Source organism: Mycobacterium paraseoulense (assembly GCF_010731655.1).
In the GTDB taxonomy this organism is placed as follows: Bacteria; Actinomycetota; Actinomycetes; order Mycobacteriales; family Mycobacteriaceae; genus Mycobacterium; species Mycobacterium paraseoulense.
The window spans coordinates 2,368,281-2,385,807 of record NZ_AP022619.1; the positions used below are offsets into that span (position 1 = coordinate 2,368,281).

Here is a 17,527-nt window from a genome sequence, read left to right on the forward strand (position 1 = left end):
CTGCCACCAATCGCAGCTCGCCATCGATGGTCTCGAGGTCGCGTACGCGGGCCGGTGCGGCCTTTCGTCCGCCCAATGAGAGATCCTCGCGCCTCATTGCATCGGATTACCCCGCCGTTGTCGTCTTAAGCACCGGCCGCAGCCGGGGAGAACCGGGGCGGTCCGCTGCGCCGATGGCCCGTGGATATCGCGCGTTTTCGCGGCCGCCCGCGGTAACCTTCCGGGGTGCGCGCGGAATCTGTAATTGCCGCAGCCGCGGTCGCCGTGGCCGTTGCCGCATGCTTGTGTCCCACCGGTTCGGCTGACCCCACGTCCGACAACCCTCCGTTCCCGATCGGTCAGATGGGCGTGCCCGTGCATGCACAGGCGGCCGACGGCGCCACCGCCGACATCACGGTCAACAGTGCAACGTGGTTGCCGCCGGGGTGCACTTCTCATTTTGCGGCTCCGACGTATGGCTCCGCATGCAACGTGGTGGAACTGACTATCACCGCAACGTCCCACCGGTTCTTCCAGTTCGACGAGAACTACATATTCGCCGGGTACGGCGGCGGCAATCAGCCATGGACCCATCCCGACGATGCGCCCCGACCGGCAACGTTGGCGGTCGACTACCAGAGGCTCGACAAGATGCCCCCGCTGCAATCGGGCGGCCTTCAGGACGGGCAGACCGCGCATGGATTCGTCGGCTTCGCTATGCCGACGGGAGGCGACCTGTACATCACGATGAACGATCCCGCGCAGCCCGCTCCCTACACCGAAGCGGGCTGGATCGTCCACACCTGACGCCGCCACCGCACAGGTGCCCGCACGGTCATCTCTTGCGCCGGGCGGCGCAATTTGAGCGGTGCGCCCGGGTCACGATGTGTCAGCATTGGGACGTGGAAGCGCGCCAATTTCATCGCTGGTTGGGTGCTGCGATGGTGATAGCTTGCGCGACGCTGCTGAGCGCACCGATCCTCATCGCCCCCGCGTCCGCTGCTCCCTGCCCTGATGTCGAGGTGACGTTCGCCCGGGGCACCAACGAGCCAGCCGGCATTGGTGGGGTCGGACAGGCCTTCGTCGATTCGCTGCGGTCGCAGGTTGGCGGCCGGTCGCTCGGGGTGTATGCCGTCAACTACCCGGCGACCGAAGATTGGCCCCCATCTGCATCCGCCGGCGCCGGCGATGCCAACGCTCATGTTCAATCCATGGTCGCGAACTGCCCCAACACCAAGCTGGTGCTCGGTGGATATTCCCAAGGCGCGATGGTCATAGATCTGATCACCATCGCCCGAGCGTCGATTGCGGGCTTTAACGCCGCGACGCTATCGGCAGACGAGGCGGATCACGTTGCCGCCGTGGCCGTCTTCGGGAATATGACGGACCGAATTGTGGGCCCGATAAACGAGGCCAGCCCCTGGTATGGGGCCAAGGCCATTGACTTGTGTGCACCCGGCGACCCGATTTGCTCACCGGGCGGTGGCCTGTCGTTGCCGACGCATGACGAGATGTTCTCGGCGGCACACCTGTCCTATGCGCACTCCGGGATGCCCAGTCAGGCCGCGACTTTCGTGGCGAGCCATCTCTAACCCACGCGCGGCGGGGTTCTCACCGGTACCGAGTCTTGGCCACAACCGTTGTAGCGCAAGCAAAGACGAGCGGGCCGCCACGGGCTAACCGGCGATTCTCGCCAGTTCGTGTGCCACCGCGTCGAATGCGCGCAGCGTGTCCAGCATGTGCGGCTCGTGCGAGTGCGGCTGGGCCGACAGCTTGGCGGCGACCAGCTCGGCGGCGCGGTTGACGTAGATCATCTGACCGCACATGCCCAGGCACAAAACCACGTCGTTGCCCGGATACGGGAACCACATCTGGTTGCGGTACATCCCACCGGGCAGGTCGGTGTCGTGGTCGGGGCTGGCGGCGAACGCCTCGCGCGAGTCCGGGCCGCCGTCGAGCGTGTCGACGATCCACGCCTCGGGCACCACCTGCTCGCCGGTCAGTGAGGCGCCGTCGCGCAAGAACAGTGACCCGAACCGGATCATGTCGGTCAGGCAGGCGCTGATGCCGCCGTCGAAAAACCCGGTGCCGTCGCCATCGACCCCGATGGTGGCGTCGCCCTGGGCGCCGATGCGACTCCACAGCAATTCGGACATCAATTCGGGCATCCGCCGGCCGCCGGCGACCTCGCAGATCCAGCCGAGTACGTCGGTTTCGCACGAGCGATATTCGAATGGCCCGCCGTGAGCCGCCTTCCGCCGCAGCGTCAGCAGGAAGTCACGCAGGGTTGCGGGCGCGTTCGGATCCCTCCTGGGCGCCCAGCCCATCGCCTGGTCGAGGCGGTGTATCTCGGCGGCCGGATCGTCGTAGTCTTCCGAGAAAGCGATGCCCGACCTCATGTCCAGCAGGTGGCGCACCGTCGCGCCGGCGTACCCGCAATTCGACAGGGCGGGAACGTATTTCGTCACCGGCGCGTCGGGTTGGATCGCGCCGGAGCCGTGCAGCGCGCCGACGACGGCCGCCACCATCGACTTGCTCACCGAGAACAGTAGGTGTCGCCTGTCCGCCCTGAGGTGGTCGAGGTACTCCTCGGCCACCAGCGACCCGCGGTGGGCGACGGCCCAGCCGTCGGTAACGGTGGCAGCCATCACCGCCCCGACCGTGGTGGGCGCTCCGTCGGTGGTGGTCAACGCGATCTCGGCCACCGGAGCGGGGACCGCGGGCAGCTCAGCGGCCGGCCCGGTCCCCCGCGAGATCAGCGCCGTCGGCACCATGTCGTCGACGTGCTGGAACGACCACCGCGAATACGGCGGCGACAGCCAGTTGTCCAGTGAGATTCCCGCCGGGACGCTCACGCGCGGGCGACGAGTCGCGAGACGATCGGCGCGGCGGGCGTCAGGGGCGTCGAGGTGAACTTCGCCTTCATACCCTTGACCCAGCGCTGGCATCGCTCGCTCAGCTGATAGTCGTCCGTCTGCAGGTGTGAGCGAGTGACGAGCACGCCGAGTTGGGCGCCCTCGGACCGTAAGTCGCCGGGCGCGGCGACTCGCATGTAAAAGGCCTCGGACCCGTCGAGCAGCGTGGCCCAGTCGTTGGCGGTCCGCGAAAAGGAGACCCGGCCGTCGTCGTCGATGCGCCAGACCCCGGTGCGTGGTGTCGCGGTGAAGATCTCGATATCCGGCGACGTCTCGGTGAGGATCACCTGGCCCCAGACCTCGTCCTCGCCGTAGCCGCGTTCCCAGCGCGAGTTGATCTCGTCGATGTCGAGCTCGTACTCCACGTCCATGTACTCGAGCAGGTGAAAGAGGAACAGCGGCATGTCGGCGTAGGCCTCGGTGGTCAGGTTGGTCATCGGGCTGGCGCCGCTCAGCCGCGGGTTCACCTCGCCGAGGTAGAGCTCGTCGGAGTCGAGGTCATGCAGAAGGTCCACCTCGAAGTAGCCGAGGTAACCCTCGCGGCGCATGACGTCGCCCAGCTTTGTCACCATTTCTCGGGCGGCGCGCGTCTGGGCGGGCGGCAGCACCTCGTGCCAGATGTCATTGCCACACCAGCTGCCCCGGCTCGGCGTCAGCTCCGAATAACCGACGAGACTCGTCATCGCGGGGCCGACGACGGTGCCGTGGCGGGTCACGGCACCCTCGAGGCACACCTCGACGTTGCGGATCCGCTTCATAACCTTGAGGTCCTGCCCGACCAGGTCACCGGCGTGCTGGTCCCAGTCGCGCTGACCGTGGACAAAGAACGTCCCGCTGCCGGCGTTGCCATAAGCGATCGAGATGACGAGATCGTCCCCCAATCCGGCGCCTTGTGCGAGCGCCAGCAATTCGTCGTAGGAACCGGCCCGCCCGATCGTGTTGGGCACACTGGGCACCCCCGCCTCGTCGGCCAGGCGCGTCATGACGATCTTGGAGCCCAGGCGCTCGCGCAGCTCGATCGGCGGGTGCATGACCTCGAGACCTGCCGACCGCGCGAGGGCCTGAATTTCGGCGTTCATCATCACAAAGCAGCACTTGCCACCGGGACCTTTACCCGCGATGAACTCGAGCGTCTCGGGATCGGACAGCAGGTGGCTGCACACCTCGTCCATGGAGTCAAAATCACGGCGGTCGCGTCGCCGGGGCACGAAAACGCGCGAGTGTGTGCCCTCGAAAGAGTCGAAGTAGGTCAGGTAGAAGAAGTTTCGTATCCAGCGGTCAACACCTAGCAGGTTGAACGGGGTCGGCGAGATGAAGTACAGCGGCACCTTGTTGGTGTGGAAGAACGCGCGTACGTCCGAGAGGCCGTTCAATACCCGACCCGGCTCAGGCCCACCCATGTTCATGCAACCCGCGCCGGGGACAGGGGCGCTGCACTCAGCGCGTCGGCAATGCAATCACATACGTTCATCCCACAAGTGTGGACCCGGATGGCCTGCGGCACTGCCTTAACCGAGTTCCTTCATGAACTCTTTCGCCAAAGGTCCGGCGGAGGCCGGGTTCTGACCCGTGAAGAGATTGCGGTCTTTCACCGTGTAGGGCTTCCAGATTTCGCCGCGGGAGAAGTCGACGCCCATCTTCACCAGTTCGTCCTCGGCGGTCCACCGGGCCTTCTCACGCAGCCCCACGGCATCCTCTTCGTCGTTGGTGTAGGCCGTGACTTTGTAGCCGGCGAACGGCGAAACCCCGTTTCGCCGGGTGGCCATCATGGCGACCGGCGCGTGACAGACGATGGCCAGTGGCTTGCCGGAGGCGAGCGCCGCGGTGAGCAGCCGGCCGGAGTCGGCGTCCTGCCACAGGTCCTCCATCGGGCCGTGCCCGCCCGGGTAGTAGACGGCGTCATAGTCCTCGAGGCGGGCGTCGGCCAATTCGATCGGGCGGCGCAATTCCTCTGCGGATCGCAGGATGTCCTCTAGTTCCCGCGCGATCTCTTCGCTGCCGGCCATCGACGGACGCAGACTCATCACATCGACATGCGGGACAACCCCTTTCGGGGTGGCGACGACGACCTGGTGACCGGCCTTGGTGAGCTCGCGGTACGGCGCCGCGAACTCCTCGGCCCAATAGCCAGTCGGATGCCTCGTGCCGTCCTTGAGTGTCCAATAACTTGCGCCGGTCACTACGAACAGAACCTTTGCCATCGCCCAAGCTTCACCCATCGTGTCTGGGCGTGCAATAGCCCGGCTTCGCCTTCGCTCCGGAGCGTCGTAGACACGCGGTGTGAATGGTTCTTAACACGCGCTGTTGTCCCCAACGCTTGCCTATTAGACCGTTGGGGAACCACAATTGGCGTGTCGTGCGAGCAGATGACGCTAGCAGGGGGATTATGACTTAGGGCGTCTCTATTCGAGGGGTGGTCGATGATGACGTCGGACGACTGGCAACCGGTGGTGCGAGTTGGGGAACCAAAGTTCGTAGCCGGCCTTGGGAACAGGATCAAAGTTGAGGTCAAGACACGGGGGTGGCTAAGCCGAGACTGGCGCGGCTACTTCGGTTCGCAGGTATCGCAGCAACGCCTCGATGCCCGGTACTCCTCCTATCCGTGTTGGGATGAGGTCCAGCGCATCGAAGGCACCTGCGCCCTCGATGAAGCCGAGCGTTACATCGAAATGCTCGACGCCGCAATCCATTACGCGAACACGAGGGTGCGCCACGACGCGTTGCCGGCCACCGTGCTCCAGGAAACGCAGCGCGACCAACGGGCGTGCGCGGTCCGACGGCGTCAAGCGGCGCTCGACCAGCTCGCCAAGAAGTTGGCACGACCCGAATTCGGGTGCGAGCAAAATCGCGGAGATCGCGACGTAACGCATGATGATCCCGCCGCCCTCGAGTTTGACCGCAGCGCCCGTTGACTCGCTGAATTCTGGGCCTGTAATTAGCGGTCGTGCCGGCGCACGCTTACTCCGGATGAATGCCTGAGCGCTCTCATGGGCGTCGGCTCGAGCGCCTAAACGCTCACGCATTCGCAGGTACCCAACCATTGTTTGGGAAATGCGTTAGTCGTCGGCAAGAGCGGCTGTTGCCGACTGGGCGAAACTCGCGCGCACACGCGCAGTACCCTTACCCTGCCCCGGAATCACAGCTGACGGCACACAAATGGTGCGTCACCCGGACCCGTCACACTCCAAGCCACGGAGGTACCCGATGGCCCAGTCAGATCTCGTCTTGTTCACCGTCGACAAGCGCGTCGCGCTGATCACCGTCAACGACCCCAACCGGCGCAACGCGGTCACCGCCGAGACGTCGGCGCTTCTGCGCGCCGCCGTCGAGCGGGCCGAGGCCGATCCCGACGTCCACGCCGTGGTGATCACCGGTGCCGGCAAGGCCTTTTGCGCCGGCGCGGATCTGAGCGCACTCGGCGCCGCGGGCGGCGACAAAGCCGAGACGGGTCTGCAACAGCTCTACGACGGCTTCATGGCCGTCGGCAGCTGCCGGCTGCCCACCATCGCCGCGGTCAACGGCGCGGCGGTCGGCGCGGGTCTGAATCTCGCGCTGGCGGCCGACGTGCGCATCGCCGGGCCGGCGGCGTTGTTCGACGCCCGATTCCAGAAGCTCGGGCTACACCCCGGCGGCGGTGCGACGTGGATGCTGCAGCGCGCGGTCGGACCCCAGGTCGCCCGCGCGGCGCTGCTCTTCGGCATGCGTTTCGACGCCGACGCCGCCGTGCACCACGGGCTGGCGCTCTGCACCGCCGACGACCCGGTCGCCGCGGCGCTGGAGCTGGCGGCCGGACCCGCGGCCGCCCCGCGCGAGGTCGTGCTGGCGACGAAGGCGACCATGCGCGCCACCGCCAGCCCGGGATCGCTGGATCACGAACAACACGTGTTCGCCATGCGCACGGAGCTCGGCCCGCAGGCCTACTCCATCCAGTCGCCGGAGTTTGCTCAGCGATTGGCCGCGGCGCAGCGCCGCTAGTGCCATCATGGCTTAGCAGGTTGGGATCGGTAGCAGAGCGAACGCTGTGTGCTTGCTGCGACGACGCCAACCGACCTGGCGCATGGACAAAGGACACATAGCGTGAACACCACCCTCACCCGCATCGCCGCCGGGGCTCTGCTCTCCGGCGGACTCGCCACGTCCGGATTCGCATTGGCTGCCGGCACCGCCCACGCCCAGCCAAACCCAGCGCCGCAGGTCTACTGGTGCCCCAATCAACCGTGGAACCCGGCATGGGGCGAGAACAAGTACTGGAATCAGTGCTGGGACACCGATAACCCGCCGAACCACCCACCCCCGCCTCCTTCGCGCGCGCCGAATTTCAACTGCGGCCTGTTCTGGTGCCCCGTACCGCCGCACCCCTGAGCTCTCAGAGGTCGAGCAGCGCGGTCGCGGGTGACTCGATCAAATCCCTCAGCTCGGTGACGAACCCGGCCGCCTGGGCGCCGTCGGCGACGCGGTGATCGAACACGCAGGTGATGGTCATCGTCGGGCGCACCACGACCTGATCACCGACCGCCATCGGGCGCGGTTTGATGGCACCCATTCCCAGGATGGCCGCTTCGGGATGGTTGATCACCGGCTCGCCGTCGTCGGCGCCCAGCGCCCCGAAGTTCGACACGGTGAAGGTGGAGCCGCGCAACTCCGCCGGCGTGAGCGTGCCGTCCCGCGCGCCGGTGATCAATTCCGCGGCGCGGCTTGCTAACTCGCGGGTCGTCTTGTCGTGCGCGTCGGTGATCACCGGGACCAGCAGCCCGCGTGGGGTGGCCACTCCGAATCCGAGGTGCACCCGATGCTCGACGCGAACCCGCGGGCCCTCGGGCGAGTCAATCCATGTCGAGTTCAGAATCTCGTTGTGGCGCAGCGCAATGACCAGTAGCCGCATCGTCAGGACGAACGGCGTCATCTTCTGATCCGCCGACGCACGGTCCGACAGCCGCATCAGTTCGGTGCAGTCGACGGTGACGCCGACTTTCGCGGCCGGGATCTCCCGGTGTGACAACGTCATCTTCTCTGCCATTCGGGCCTGCACGCCACGGACCGGTCGGACGTCGACGCCGTTGTGGTCGGCGGCCGCCAGCACGTCGGCACGGGTGATGATGCTGTCTGGGTCGCGTTGCAGCGAGCGCAGGTCGACCCTCAGCTCCTTGGCCAATTTGCGCACCGGAGGGGCGGCGAGCGGCCGGCCGGTGCGCCGGCTGGCGTCGATGCCGGCGTCCGCGCCGTAGCCGACGAGTGTGGGAACCTCCTCAGCGGTCGCGGGTGCGTCGCCGTTGACCGGTGCGGTGTCGATGCGGACCAGCACCGCGCCCACGGCGAGCACATCGCCTTCGCCGCCGTGCGTTTCGACGATCCGCCCCGCGTAGGGGCTGGGCAGCTCCACCTCCGCCTTGGCGGTCTCCACCGAGCACAACACCTGGTTCAGCTCGACGTCGTCCCCGGCTGCGACGTTCCAGTGCGTCACGGTCACTTCCTGCAATCCCTCACCGAGATCGGGAACCCGGAAGGACTTCACCCGCTGGTGGGCGCTCATGGCTGCCCCAGGGCGCGCTCGACGCAGTCCAGCAGCCGGTCAGGGCCCGGCAGCCACCACCGTTCCAGCCGCGCCGGCGGATACGGGGTGTCGAAGCCGCAGGCGCGCAACACCGGCGCCTCCAACTCGTAGAACATCTCCTCTTGGATCCGTGCCGCCAACCCGGCGCCGTATCCCAGGCTGCGCGGCCCTTCGTGCATCACCACGCAGCGGCCGGTCCGATGAATGGACGCCGCCAAAGTATCGAAGTCCAACGGGACCAGGGACCGCAGGTCGATGACCTCCAGGCTCCAACCACGTTGCCGCTGGGCCTCTTCCGCGGCGCCGACCGCGGTGCCGACCAGGCTGCCGTAGGTCACGACCGTCACGTCGGAGCCGGGCCGGCGCACCATCGCCCGCCCGATCGGCGGCTCGGGTCGCTCGGTGTCGACCGTTCCGCGGACCTGATAGCGGCGCTTCGGCTCGAGGTACATCACCGGGTCCGGGCAGGCGATCGCGTGGCGAAGCAGCCAGTACGCGTCGGCCGGGCTGGACGGAACCACCACCTTCAGTCCTGCGGTATGCGCCCAATACGACTCGGTCGAATCCGAATGATGCTCGGCCGCGCCGATCCCGCCGAAGGACGGGATGCGCACGGTCACCGGCATGTTGACCTCGCCGCGGGTCCGGGTGCGGTACTTCGCCAGGTGGCTGACCACCTGATCGAAAGCGGGATAGGAGAACCCGTCGAATTGAATCTCCGGCACCGGCACGAATCCGCGTAACGCCAGTCCCACCGCGATACCGATGATGGCGGATTCGGCCAGCGGGGTATCGAAACAGCGTTTCTCGCCGAATGTTTCGGCCAGCCCCTCGGTGACCCGGAACACCCCGCCCTCGACCGAGACGTCCTCGCCGAACACCAGTACCCGGTCGTCGGCGGCCATCGCATCATGCAGGCTTCGGTTGAGCGCCTGCACCATGGTCAGGGACTGCGTACCGAGACCGGTGTTTTCCGTTGCCGCGGGCAGTGTTTCGGCGGGGCCGGCCGGACGATCGGCGAGCTGAGTCATTCACGCCTCCTCGTCGATGCGGTCGAGCTCGGCCCGCAACTGGTCGCGCTGCGCCTGCAAACCCGGCGTCATCTCGGCGTACACCGTGGTGAACACCTCGTCGATGTCGAAATCGGGTGCGCCGAAAACCGCGTCGCGCAACTCGGCGCGCATCCGCTTCGAGCGGGCAGCGACGCGGTCCTCCAAGCGGTTCGACCACAGGCCCTGCCCCTGCAGGTAGGTGCGGTAGCGCGGGATCGGGTCGAGCGCCGCCCAGCGGTCCACCTCCTCCTGGGTCCGGTAGCGGCTGGGATCGTCGGAGGTCGTGTGCGGGCCCAGCCGGTAGGTGATCGCCTCGATCAGCGTCGGTCCACCGCCGGCCCTGGCGCGCGCGGCGGCCTCGGCCATCACCGCGTAGCAGGCCAGCACGTCGTTGCCGTCCACCCGGATCCCCGGCATGCCGTAGCCGATTGCCTTGTGCGCGATGGACGGTGCCTTGGTCTGTTTGTGGACCGGCACCGAGATCGCCCACTGGTTGTTCTGCACGAAGAACACGCACGGCGTGGCGAACACGGCCGCGAAGTTCAGCGCCTCGTGCACGTCCCCCACGCTGGTGGCGCCGTCGCCGAGGAAGGCCACCGTCACCGAATCCTCGCCGAGCCGTTGGGCGGCCATCGCCGCCCCGACGGCGTGCAGGGTCTGGGTGCCGATCGGAATCGAGGTGGGCGCGCAGCATTTCTTGGTGAATTCCAGTCCGCCATGCCAGGTTCCGCGCCACACGGCGCCGACGTGGCCGGGCGGGATGCCGCGCACCAGATACGCACCGAGCTCGCGGTATTGCGGAAACAGCCAGTCGGTCTTGCGCAGGCACGCCGTCGCGCCCACCTGGGCGGCCTCCTGCCCACGGCAGGAGGCGAACAACGCCAGCTCGCCCTGGCGCTTGAGGTTGACGAACTCGGTGTCCAGCTCTCGGGTGACCACCATCATCTCGTAGAGCCAGCACAGTGTCTCAGCCGGAAGGTCGCGGCCGTAACGGAGTTCGGTGGTCGGTGCGCCATCGGCGGCGACGAGTTGCACAGGCTCGAGGTCGACGGTCATCGGCAGTTGGGGCACCATCGCCATACCGTCTCCCTACTTCGGTGCCGCAGGGGTCACAGCAAGCGCTCAACCGGGACCCACCGCGAGCCGAAGTCGATCGCCAGCTACACGAAAGACTCCGCTCGCCGCGACACTGGCGTATCCACCATTATGCGCTCGAAAGAGAAGAGACAGCGCTGATCGCGAACGTGTCGCGCCCGCCGACCAGGCGGCCCGGGCGGGTTTGCAAGCTCACCCGGCGTCGGACTGCCCCGCCCTGCGCACCAGCATCTCGGCGTGCTTGAGCACCGGCGAGTCCACCATCTGTCCCTCGAACGCGAACACGCCGCGCTCGGACCGCGCGGCCGCCAATACCCTTCGCGCCCAGTCGACTTTCTCCTCGCTGGGGCGATAGGCGTCACGCACCACCGGGATCTGGCTCGGGTGGATGCAGACCGTCGCGTGAAATCCCACCGCCACGGCGTCGTAGGCTTCGGCCCGCAAGCCGTCGATGTCGCGGATGTCCAAATGCACGGCGTCCAGCGCGATCCGGCCGAAGGCGGACGCCGCCAGCAGGACCGTCGACCGTACGTGGCGGGCGACGTCGCGATAGGTGCCGTCGGCCAGCCGGCTGGAGCTGCCACCCAACGTGGCGACCAGGTCTTCGGCGCCCCACATCATCGCGACGGTCCCCTCGGCCGCGGCGATCTCGGGGGTGAACACCGCCCCGCGCGGCGTCTCGATCAGTGCGATGACGTCGCGCGGCGCCAGGGCGGACACCTGCGCGGCCGACTCGGTCTTGGAGAGCATCACGGTCGTGTAGGGGGTCTCGGCGAGGGCGTCCAGGTCGCGGGCGTGCTCCTCGGTGCCGGCCGCGTTGACGCGCACCACGGTGCGCCCGGGGTCCAGCGGGGCCTCCCGCAGCGCTTTACGGGCGGCGGGCTTGTCGGATTCGGCCACCCCGTCCTCGAGGTCGAGGATCACCACGTCGGCCGCGGCGGCGGCCTTCGCGAAGCGCTCGGGACGGTCGGCCGGACAGAACAGCCAACCCGGGCCGGCGGCTCGCAGGTTCACTTGGCCTCCTCGCTCGGGCGCTTCTGGACCAGGGTTGTGCGCACCGCGCGCGCGACGACGTCGCCGTGCTGGTTGCGCCCGGTGTGCTCGAGGGTGACGATCCCTTCCCCGGGCCGGCTCTTCGACTCGCGCTTGCCGGTGCACACCGTCTCCGCGTACAGGGTGTCGCCGTGAAAGACCGGCTTGGGGAACGACACCTCGAAGAAGCCCAGGTTGGCCACGATGGTGCCCAGCGTCAGCTGCGAGACGGACAGCCCAACCAGCGTGGACAGCGTGAACATCGAGTTGACCAACCGCTCGCCCCGAAAGCCCGGCTGCTCGGCGGCCCACGCCGCGTCCAGGTGCAACGACTGGGTGTTCATCGTCAGCGTGGTGAACAAGACGTTGTCGGCCTCGGTGATGGTTCGGCCCGGCCGGTGCAGGTACGTCGTGCCGATCTCGAACTCCTCGAACCACAGGCCCCGCTGGATGACTGACTTGCCTTCGGTCATGACAGCCCCAGCGACCGCGCGATGAGCATCAACTGAACCTCGGTGGTCCCCTCGCCGATCTCGAGGATCTTGCTGTCGCGGTAGTGACGCGCCACCGGGTACTCGTTCATGAACCCGTACCCGCCGTGGATCTGGGTGGCGTCGCGGGCGTTGTCCATGGCCGCTTCGGACGAGATCATCTTCGCGATGGCCGCCTCTTTCTTGAAGGGCTTGCCGGCCAACATCTTTGCCGCCGCGTCGTAATACGCCGTGCGGGCGACGTGGGCGCGCGCTTCCATCCGCGCGATCTTGAAGCTGATCGCCTGGTAGGAGCCGATCGGCTGGCCGAACGACTGGCGCTCCTTGGCGTACTTGACGCTCTCGTCGACGCAGCCCTGGGCGGCACCGGTCGCCAGGGCGGCGATCGCGATGCGGCCCTCGTCCAGGATGGACAGGAAGTTCGCGTAACCGGTGCCGCGGGGGCCCAGCAGGTTCTCTTCCGGGACGCGGGCGTCGGCGAAGCTCAACGGGTGGGTGTCCGAGGCGTTCCAGCCGACCTTGCTGTAGACGGGCTCGACGGTGAATCCCGGTGTGCCGTTAGGCACGATGATCGTCGAGATCTCTTTTTTGCCGTCACCGATCGTTCCCGTGACCGCGGTGACGGTGACCAGTTTGGTGATGTCGGTGCCGGAGTTGGTGATGAATTGCTTGCTGCCGTTGATCACCCACTCGCCGTTGTCGAGTCGGGCCGTGGTGCGGGTGGCACCCGCGTCCGAGCCGGCGCCCGGCTCGGTGAGCCCGAAGCCGGCCAGCGCCCGGCCGGCCGTCAGGTCCGGCAGCCACTTGGCTTTCTGCTCCTCGGAACCGAACCGGTAGATCGGCATCGCGCCGAGGCCGACGCCGGCCTCCAGCGTGATGGCCACCGACTGGTCGACCTTGCCGAGTTCCTCGAGCGCCAGTGACAGCGCGAAGTAGTCGCCGCCCATCCCGCCGTACTCCTCGGGGAACGGCAGGCCGAACAACCCCATCTCGCCCATCTTGGCGACGACTTCGTACGGGAAGCTGTGCTCCTCATCGTGTTTCGCCGCGACGGGCGCGACAATCGTGCGCGCGAACTCGGCCACCGTGTCGCGAAGATCCTGGTATTCCTTGGGCAGCGTTCCCGCGGTAATCGATGTCGTCATGTCTCGTCCTTACTCGAATCGACTGGCGTGTCGGGCTCTTCGGGCACCAGCCGGGCCAGCACCTGGTCGACGGTGACCTGATCGCCAACCGACACCAATAGCTCCACCCGTCCCGCGACCGGCGCGGAGAGCGAGTGTTCCATCTTCATCGCCTCCACGACCACCACCACGTCGCCCTCGGATACCTCAGCGCCGGAGGCGGCCTGGACCGCGATCACGCTGCCGGGCATGGGGCTGAGGATCTCGGCCTGCTGCGCGCCGCCGGCGCGGTGGATCTTGTGTTCCTCGGCTTCGCGCAGGTGCCAGGCGCCCCGCTCGTCGGCGATCCACAGGTGCCGGTCGGCCTCCGCCCACCGGTATTCGCGGCGCACGTCGTCCAGCGTGACGTCCATGCGGGCGCCGTCGACGTGCACGCTGGCCGAACGGATCTCCCCCGCACCCACCTGTACCCGCGCGCCGGCGGGGGTTCCCCACACCGACACGGTGTCGCTGCCCAGCGGGGTCTGCATCTCGGTGCGCACGGGCGCCGGCGCACCCCCGACCCGCCATCCGGTCGGCACGGCCCACAGGTCGCCCGCGGCCCGACGGTCCAGGGCCCACTGGCGATAGAGGCCGCCGGCCGCGAGCACGTCGTCGGGCGCCGGTAACGGCGCGAAGTCCGCCACCCGCTCGTCCAGTAGCGCCGTGTCCAGGTCGCCGGCGCGCACACGCTCGTCGGCCAGCAGGAACCGGAGGAATTCGACGTTGGTCTGCACCCCCAGGATCGCGGTCCGCGCCAGCGCCGCATCGAGTTTCGCCAGCGCCTCGTCGCGATCCTCCCCGTGGGCGATCACCTTGCTGAGCATCGGGTCGTAATCGCTGCCGACCAGCGTGCCCGCCAGCAGCGACGAGTCGACACGGACCCCGGCGCCGGAGGGTTCGGCGACCTGCAGCACCCGGCCGCCGGTGGGCAGGAAGCCCCGCGCGGGATCCTCGGCGTAGACCCGGGCCTCGATCGCGTGCCCGCGCAGTGTGATGTCGTCCTGCGCGAACCCCAGCTTCTCTCCGGCGGCCACCCGGAGCTGCCACTCGACCAGGTCCAGACCGGTAATCGCCTCGGTGACCGGGTGTTCCACCTGCAGCCGGGTGTTCATCTCCATGAAGAAGAACTCGTCGGGCCGGTCGGCGGAGACGATGAATTCGACCGTGCCCGCGCCGACGTAGTCGACGCTGCGGGCGGTGTTACAGGCCGCCGCCCCGATGCGGGCGCGGGTCTGCGGGTCGAGCAGCGGCGAGGGCGCCTCCTCGATCACCTTCTGGTGGCGCCGCTGCAGGCTGCATTCGCGCTCGCCGAGGTGCACCACGTTGCCGTGGGTGTCGGCGAGTACCTGCACTTCGATGTGCCTGGGCCGCAGGACGAATCGCTCGATGAACAGGGTGTCGTCGCCGAACGACGAGGCGGCCTCGCGCCGGGCGCCCAGCAGGGCGTCGCGCAGCCGGCCCGGGTCGTCCACCAGGCGCATGCCCTTGCCGCCGCCACCCGCCGACGGCTTGATGAGTACCGGGTATCCGACCTCCTCGGCGGCCGCGACCAGCTCGTCGTCGCTCAGTCCCGGCTTGGCCACCCCCGGCACCACCGGGACGTCGAAGGCGGCCACCGCGTTCTTGGCGGTGATCTTGTCGCCCATCACCTGGATCGCTGGAGCCGGCGGGCCGAGGAACACCACCCCGGCGCGCTCGCAGGCCGCCGCGAATTCGGCGTTCTCGGAAAGAAATCCGTAGCCGGGGTGGATCGCCTGCGCCCCGGTCCGCGCCGCGGCATTGAGCACCCTGCCGATATCGAGGTAGCTCTCGCGGGCCGCGGCGGGCCCGAGGCGCACGGCCGTGTCGGCCTCCTGGACATGGCGGGCGTTGGCGTCGGGATCGCTGTAGACCGCGACCGAGCGGATACCCAGCCGGCGCAGCGTCCGCATCACCCGCACCGCGATCTCGCCGCGGTTGGCCACCAAGACGGTTTCGAACATCGCCATCACATCCGGAAGACGCCGTAGGAGACCGGCTCCAAGGGGGCGTGGGCACATACCGAAAGGGCCAACCCGACAACCGTTCTGGTGTCGGCCGGATCGATGATGCCGTCGTCCCATAGGCGCGCGGTCGAATAGTACGGGTTGCCCTGGTCCTCGTATTGCTCGCGGATCGGCGCCTTGAAGGCCTCTTCTTCCTCGGGTGACCAGGGTTTGCCCGACGCGGTGAGCTGCTCACCACGCACCGTGGCCAGGACCGAGGCGGCCTGCTCGCCGCCCATGACCGAGATGCGGGCATTGGGCCACATCCACAGAAAGCGCGGCGAGTACGCCCGTCCGCACATCGAATAGTTGCCCGCGCCATAGGATCCGCCGATCACGACGGTCAGCTTGGGCACCCGCGCGCAGGCCACGGCGGTCACCATCTTGGCGCCGTGCTTGGCGATGCCGCCGGCCTCGTAGTCGCGTCCGACCATGAACCCGGCGATGTTCTGCAGGAACAACAGCGGGATCCTGCGTTTGTCGCAGAGCTCGATGAAATGCGCCCCTTTGAGGGCGGATTCGCTGAACAGGACGCCGTTGTTGGCGACGATCCCGACCGGGTGGCCGTGGATGCGGGCGAAGGCGGTCACCAGCGTCTTGCCGTAATTGGTTTTGAACTCGCTGAATTCGCCGCCGTCGACGAGCCGCACGATCACCTCGTGTACGTCGTAGGGCACCCGGGGGTCCGGCGGCACCACGTCGTAGAGCTCGGTCTGCGGGTGTTTGGGCTCGAGGACGGGCCGGACATCCCACTGGCTGGGCTCGCGCGGGCCGAAGGTGGCCGCGATGTCGCGCACGATGCGTAGCGCGTGCTCGTCGTCGTCGGCGAGGTGGTCGGTGACACCGGAGACCCGCGAGTGCAGGTCGCCGCCGCCGAGGTCCTCGGCCGAGACGATCTCGCCGGTGGCCGCCTTCACCAGGGGCGGACCCCCGAGAAAGATCGTGCCCTGCTCGCGGACGATGACGGCCTCGTCGCTCATCGCCGGCACATAGGCGCCGCCCGCCGTGCACGAACCGAGCACGGCGGCCACCTGCGGGATCTCCTGAGCACTCATGGTCGCCTGGTTGTAGAAGATCCGGCCGAAATGCTCACGGTCGGGAAACACCTCGTCCTGACGCGGCAGGAAGGCGCCGCCGGAGTCCACAAGGTAGATGCAGGGCAGGCGGTTCTGCAGCGCGACCTCCTGTGCGCGCAGGTGCTTCTTGACCGTCATCGGGTAGTAGGTGCCGCCCTTGACGGTGGCGTCGTTGGCGACGATCACGCACTCGCGCCCGACCACCCGGCCGATCCCGGTGATGATCCCGGCCCCCGGGGACTCGTCGTCGTACATGCCGTTGGCGGCCAGCGGGGCCAGCTCCAAGAACGGGCTGCCCGGGTCGAGCAGTCGATCCACCCGCTCGCGCGGCAGCAGCTTGCCGCGGCTGACGTGGCGTTCGCGCGCGCGCTCGTTGCCGCCCAGCGCCGCAGCCGCCAGCTTGGCGTTCAACTCGGCGACCAGCCGGCGGTGTTCGTCGGCGAAGGATGGCGCGGTCATCACAGCTGAACTCACGAATGCCTCCCGGTTGTCGCCAGCACAAGCGGCGGTTCGGTCTTGTCGAGCACCTCGTCGGCCGAGACGCCCGGGGCGGTCTCGACCAAGTGCAAACCGTCGTCGCATACATCGATGACGGCCAGGTCGGTGATGATGCGGTCCACGCAGCCCGCGCCGGTCAACGGGAGACTGCACCGCGCAACGATTTTCGGGCTGCCGTCACGCGCGGTGTGCTCCATCATCGCGATCACCTTGCGGGCGCCGTGGACCAGGTCCATCGCACCGCCCATGCCCTTGACCATCTTTCCGGGAATCACCCAGTTGGCCAGGTCACCGGTCGCCGAGACCTGCATCGCGCCAAGCACGGCCACGTCGAGGTGTCCGCCGCGAATGATCCCGAACGAGGTCGATGAACCGAAGAAGGCCGCACCCGGGAGCGTGGTGACCGTCTCCTTGCCCGCGTTGATCAGGTCCGCGTCGACGTCCCCGGGGCGCGGATACGGTCCCACGCCCAAGATGCCGTTCTCCGAATGCACGACGACGGTGACTCCGGCTGGGATGTGGTTGGGCACGAGCGTCGGCATGCCGATGCCGAGGTTGACGTATTGACCGTCCTCGAACTCGGCAGCCACCCGCGCGGCCAAACCCTCTCTACTCCAAGGCATCAGGCCCCACTTCTCATCGCTTCGT

The 17,527-nt window shown here is 67.8% G+C and carries 16 protein-coding genes and 1 pseudogene; 5 read left to right on the plus strand and 12 right to left on the minus strand.

Annotation, left to right across the window (positions count from 1 at the left end; all coding sequences use genetic code 11):
• Nucleotides 1-225 precede the first annotated feature (225 nt).
• Both G6N51_RS10835 and G6N51_RS10840 read left to right on the plus strand, forming a co-directional pair.
• Nucleotides 226-786 carry a hypothetical protein gene (locus G6N51_RS10835; protein ID WP_083170478.1) on the plus strand — a complete coding sequence of 187 codons (561 nt, stop codon included), beginning with the start codon at nucleotides 226-228 and terminating at the stop codon, nucleotides 784-786.
• Nucleotides 787-881: 95 nt separating this feature from the next.
• Nucleotides 882-1,571 (plus strand): cutinase family protein, encoded by a 690-nt coding sequence (locus tag G6N51_RS10840; protein WP_269475040.1) that lies wholly within the window; start codon nucleotides 882-884, stop codon nucleotides 1,569-1,571.
• An 84-nt stretch (nucleotides 1,572-1,655) separates the two neighbouring features.
• Here the strand turns inward: G6N51_RS10840 and G6N51_RS10845 are convergent, their stop codons facing one another.
• The 3 genes from G6N51_RS10845 to G6N51_RS10855 all read right to left on the minus strand — a co-directional run bounded on the left by G6N51_RS10845 (nucleotide 1,656) and on the right by G6N51_RS10855 (nucleotide 5,095).
• Nucleotides 1,656-2,834, minus strand: coding sequence for a serine hydrolase domain-containing protein (locus tag G6N51_RS10845; protein ID WP_232078326.1), 1,179 nt, complete (start codon nucleotides 2,832-2,834; stop codon nucleotides 1,656-1,658).
• Nucleotides 2,831-4,300 (minus strand): biotin carboxylase, encoded by a 1,470-nt coding sequence (locus tag G6N51_RS10850; RefSeq protein ID WP_083170470.1) that lies wholly within the window; start codon nucleotides 4,298-4,300, stop codon nucleotides 2,831-2,833. The genes G6N51_RS10845 and G6N51_RS10850 overlap by 4 nt, the downstream gene beginning before the upstream one ends.
• 102 nt (nucleotides 4,301-4,402) lie before the next feature.
• Nucleotides 4,403-5,095, minus strand: coding sequence for a type 1 glutamine amidotransferase domain-containing protein (locus G6N51_RS10855; RefSeq protein WP_083170468.1), 693 nt, complete (start codon nucleotides 5,093-5,095; stop codon nucleotides 4,403-4,405).
• Between the two features lie 222 nt (nucleotides 5,096-5,317).
• Here G6N51_RS10855 and G6N51_RS10860 point away from each other — a divergent pair.
• From G6N51_RS10860 to G6N51_RS10870, 3 genes and pseudogenes are all read left to right on the plus strand, one after another.
• Nucleotides 5,318-5,722: pseudogene (locus tag G6N51_RS10860) on the plus strand (hypothetical protein); the annotation flags it as partial.
• Between the two features lie 376 nt (nucleotides 5,723-6,098).
• Nucleotides 6,099-6,869, plus strand: coding sequence for an enoyl-CoA hydratase (locus tag G6N51_RS10865; protein ID WP_083170466.1), 771 nt, complete (start codon nucleotides 6,099-6,101; stop codon nucleotides 6,867-6,869).
• A 102-nt stretch (nucleotides 6,870-6,971) separates the two neighbouring features.
• The gene (locus G6N51_RS10870) at nucleotides 6,972-7,256 is read left to right on the plus strand and encodes a hypothetical protein (RefSeq protein WP_142274893.1); all 285 of its coding nucleotides are present in this window, start codon (nucleotides 6,972-6,974) and stop codon (nucleotides 7,254-7,256) included.
• A 4-nt stretch (nucleotides 7,257-7,260) separates the two neighbouring features.
• Here the strand turns inward: G6N51_RS10870 and G6N51_RS10875 are convergent, their stop codons facing one another.
• From G6N51_RS10875 to G6N51_RS10915, 9 genes are all read right to left on the minus strand, one after another.
• Nucleotides 7,261-8,424, minus strand: coding sequence for a dihydrolipoamide acetyltransferase family protein (locus G6N51_RS10875; RefSeq protein WP_083170464.1), 1,164 nt, complete (start codon nucleotides 8,422-8,424; stop codon nucleotides 7,261-7,263).
• Nucleotides 8,421-9,476, minus strand: a complete 1,056-nt coding sequence (gene bkdB / locus G6N51_RS10880) for a 3-methyl-2-oxobutanoate dehydrogenase subunit beta (RefSeq protein ID WP_083170462.1) — start codon at nucleotides 9,474-9,476, stop codon at nucleotides 8,421-8,423. The genes G6N51_RS10875 and bkdB overlap by 4 nt, the downstream gene beginning before the upstream one ends.
• Complete coding sequence (pdhA, locus tag G6N51_RS10885; RefSeq protein ID WP_083170448.1) at nucleotides 9,477-10,577, minus strand: pyruvate dehydrogenase (acetyl-transferring) E1 component subunit alpha; 1,101 nt, start codon at nucleotides 10,575-10,577, stop codon at nucleotides 9,477-9,479.
• Between the two features lie 207 nt (nucleotides 10,578-10,784).
• Entirely contained in the window at nucleotides 10,785-11,606 is an 822-nt protein-coding gene (locus G6N51_RS10890; RefSeq protein WP_083170446.1) for an HpcH/HpaI aldolase/citrate lyase family protein, read from the minus strand.
• A complete protein-coding gene (locus tag G6N51_RS10895) occupies nucleotides 11,603-12,097 on the minus strand; it encodes a MaoC family dehydratase (protein WP_083170445.1) in 495 nt (164 codons plus the stop codon). Before G6N51_RS10895 ends, G6N51_RS10890 begins: the two co-directional genes overlap by 4 nt.
• Entirely contained in the window at nucleotides 12,094-13,260 is a 1,167-nt protein-coding gene (locus tag G6N51_RS10900) for an acyl-CoA dehydrogenase family protein (protein WP_083170444.1), read from the minus strand. The genes G6N51_RS10895 and G6N51_RS10900 overlap by 4 nt, the downstream gene beginning before the upstream one ends.
• Entirely contained in the window at nucleotides 13,257-15,263 is a 2,007-nt protein-coding gene (locus tag G6N51_RS10905) for an acetyl-CoA carboxylase biotin carboxylase subunit (protein ID WP_083170536.1), read from the minus strand. The genes G6N51_RS10900 and G6N51_RS10905 overlap by 4 nt, the downstream gene beginning before the upstream one ends.
• A 5-nt stretch (nucleotides 15,264-15,268) precedes the next feature.
• Nucleotides 15,269-16,840 carry a carboxyl transferase domain-containing protein gene (locus tag G6N51_RS10910; RefSeq protein WP_083170443.1) on the minus strand — a complete coding sequence of 524 codons (1,572 nt, stop codon included), beginning with the start codon at nucleotides 16,838-16,840 and terminating at the stop codon, nucleotides 15,269-15,271.
• Between the two features lie 11 nt (nucleotides 16,841-16,851).
• Nucleotides 16,852-17,502: a CoA transferase subunit B gene (locus G6N51_RS10915; RefSeq protein WP_083170442.1), complete on the minus strand. Its 651-nt coding sequence runs from the start codon at nucleotides 17,500-17,502 to the stop codon at nucleotides 16,852-16,854.
• Between the last annotated feature and the right edge of the window lie 25 nt (nucleotides 17,503-17,527).

Excerpts from the sequence above, each read along its gene's own strand:
- G6N51_RS10905 (WP_083170536.1), bottom strand. The coding sequence starts at position 15,263 with ATGTTCGAAACCGTCTTGGTGGCCAACCGCGGCGAGATCGCGGTGCGG.
- G6N51_RS10875 (WP_083170464.1), bottom strand. The coding sequence starts at position 8,424 with ATGAGCGCCCACCAGCGGGTGAAGTCCTTCCGGGTTCCCGATCTCGGT.
- bkdB (WP_083170462.1), bottom strand. The coding sequence starts at position 9,476 with ATGACTCAGCTCGCCGATCGTCCGGCCGGCCCCGCCGAAACACTGCCC.
- G6N51_RS10915 (WP_083170442.1), bottom strand. The coding sequence starts at position 17,502 with ATGCCTTGGAGTAGAGAGGGTTTGGCCGCGCGGGTGGCTGCCGAGTTC.
- G6N51_RS10900 (WP_083170444.1), bottom strand. The coding sequence starts at position 13,260 with ATGACGACATCGATTACCGCGGGAACGCTGCCCAAGGAATACCAGGAT.
- G6N51_RS10895 (WP_083170445.1), bottom strand. The coding sequence starts at position 12,097 with ATGACCGAAGGCAAGTCAGTCATCCAGCGGGGCCTGTGGTTCGAGGAG.
- pdhA (WP_083170448.1), bottom strand. The coding sequence starts at position 10,577 with ATGGCGATGGTGCCCCAACTGCCGATGACCGTCGACCTCGAGCCTGTG.
- G6N51_RS10850 (WP_083170470.1), bottom strand. The coding sequence starts at position 4,300 with ATGAACATGGGTGGGCCTGAGCCGGGTCGGGTATTGAACGGCCTCTCG.
- G6N51_RS10910 (WP_083170443.1), bottom strand. The coding sequence starts at position 16,840 with ATGACCGCGCCATCCTTCGCCGACGAACACCGCCGGCTGGTCGCCGAG.
- G6N51_RS10865 (WP_083170466.1), top strand. The coding sequence starts at position 6,099 with ATGGCCCAGTCAGATCTCGTCTTGTTCACCGTCGACAAGCGCGTCGCG.
- G6N51_RS10855 (WP_083170468.1), bottom strand. The coding sequence starts at position 5,095 with ATGGCAAAGGTTCTGTTCGTAGTGACCGGCGCAAGTTATTGGACACTC.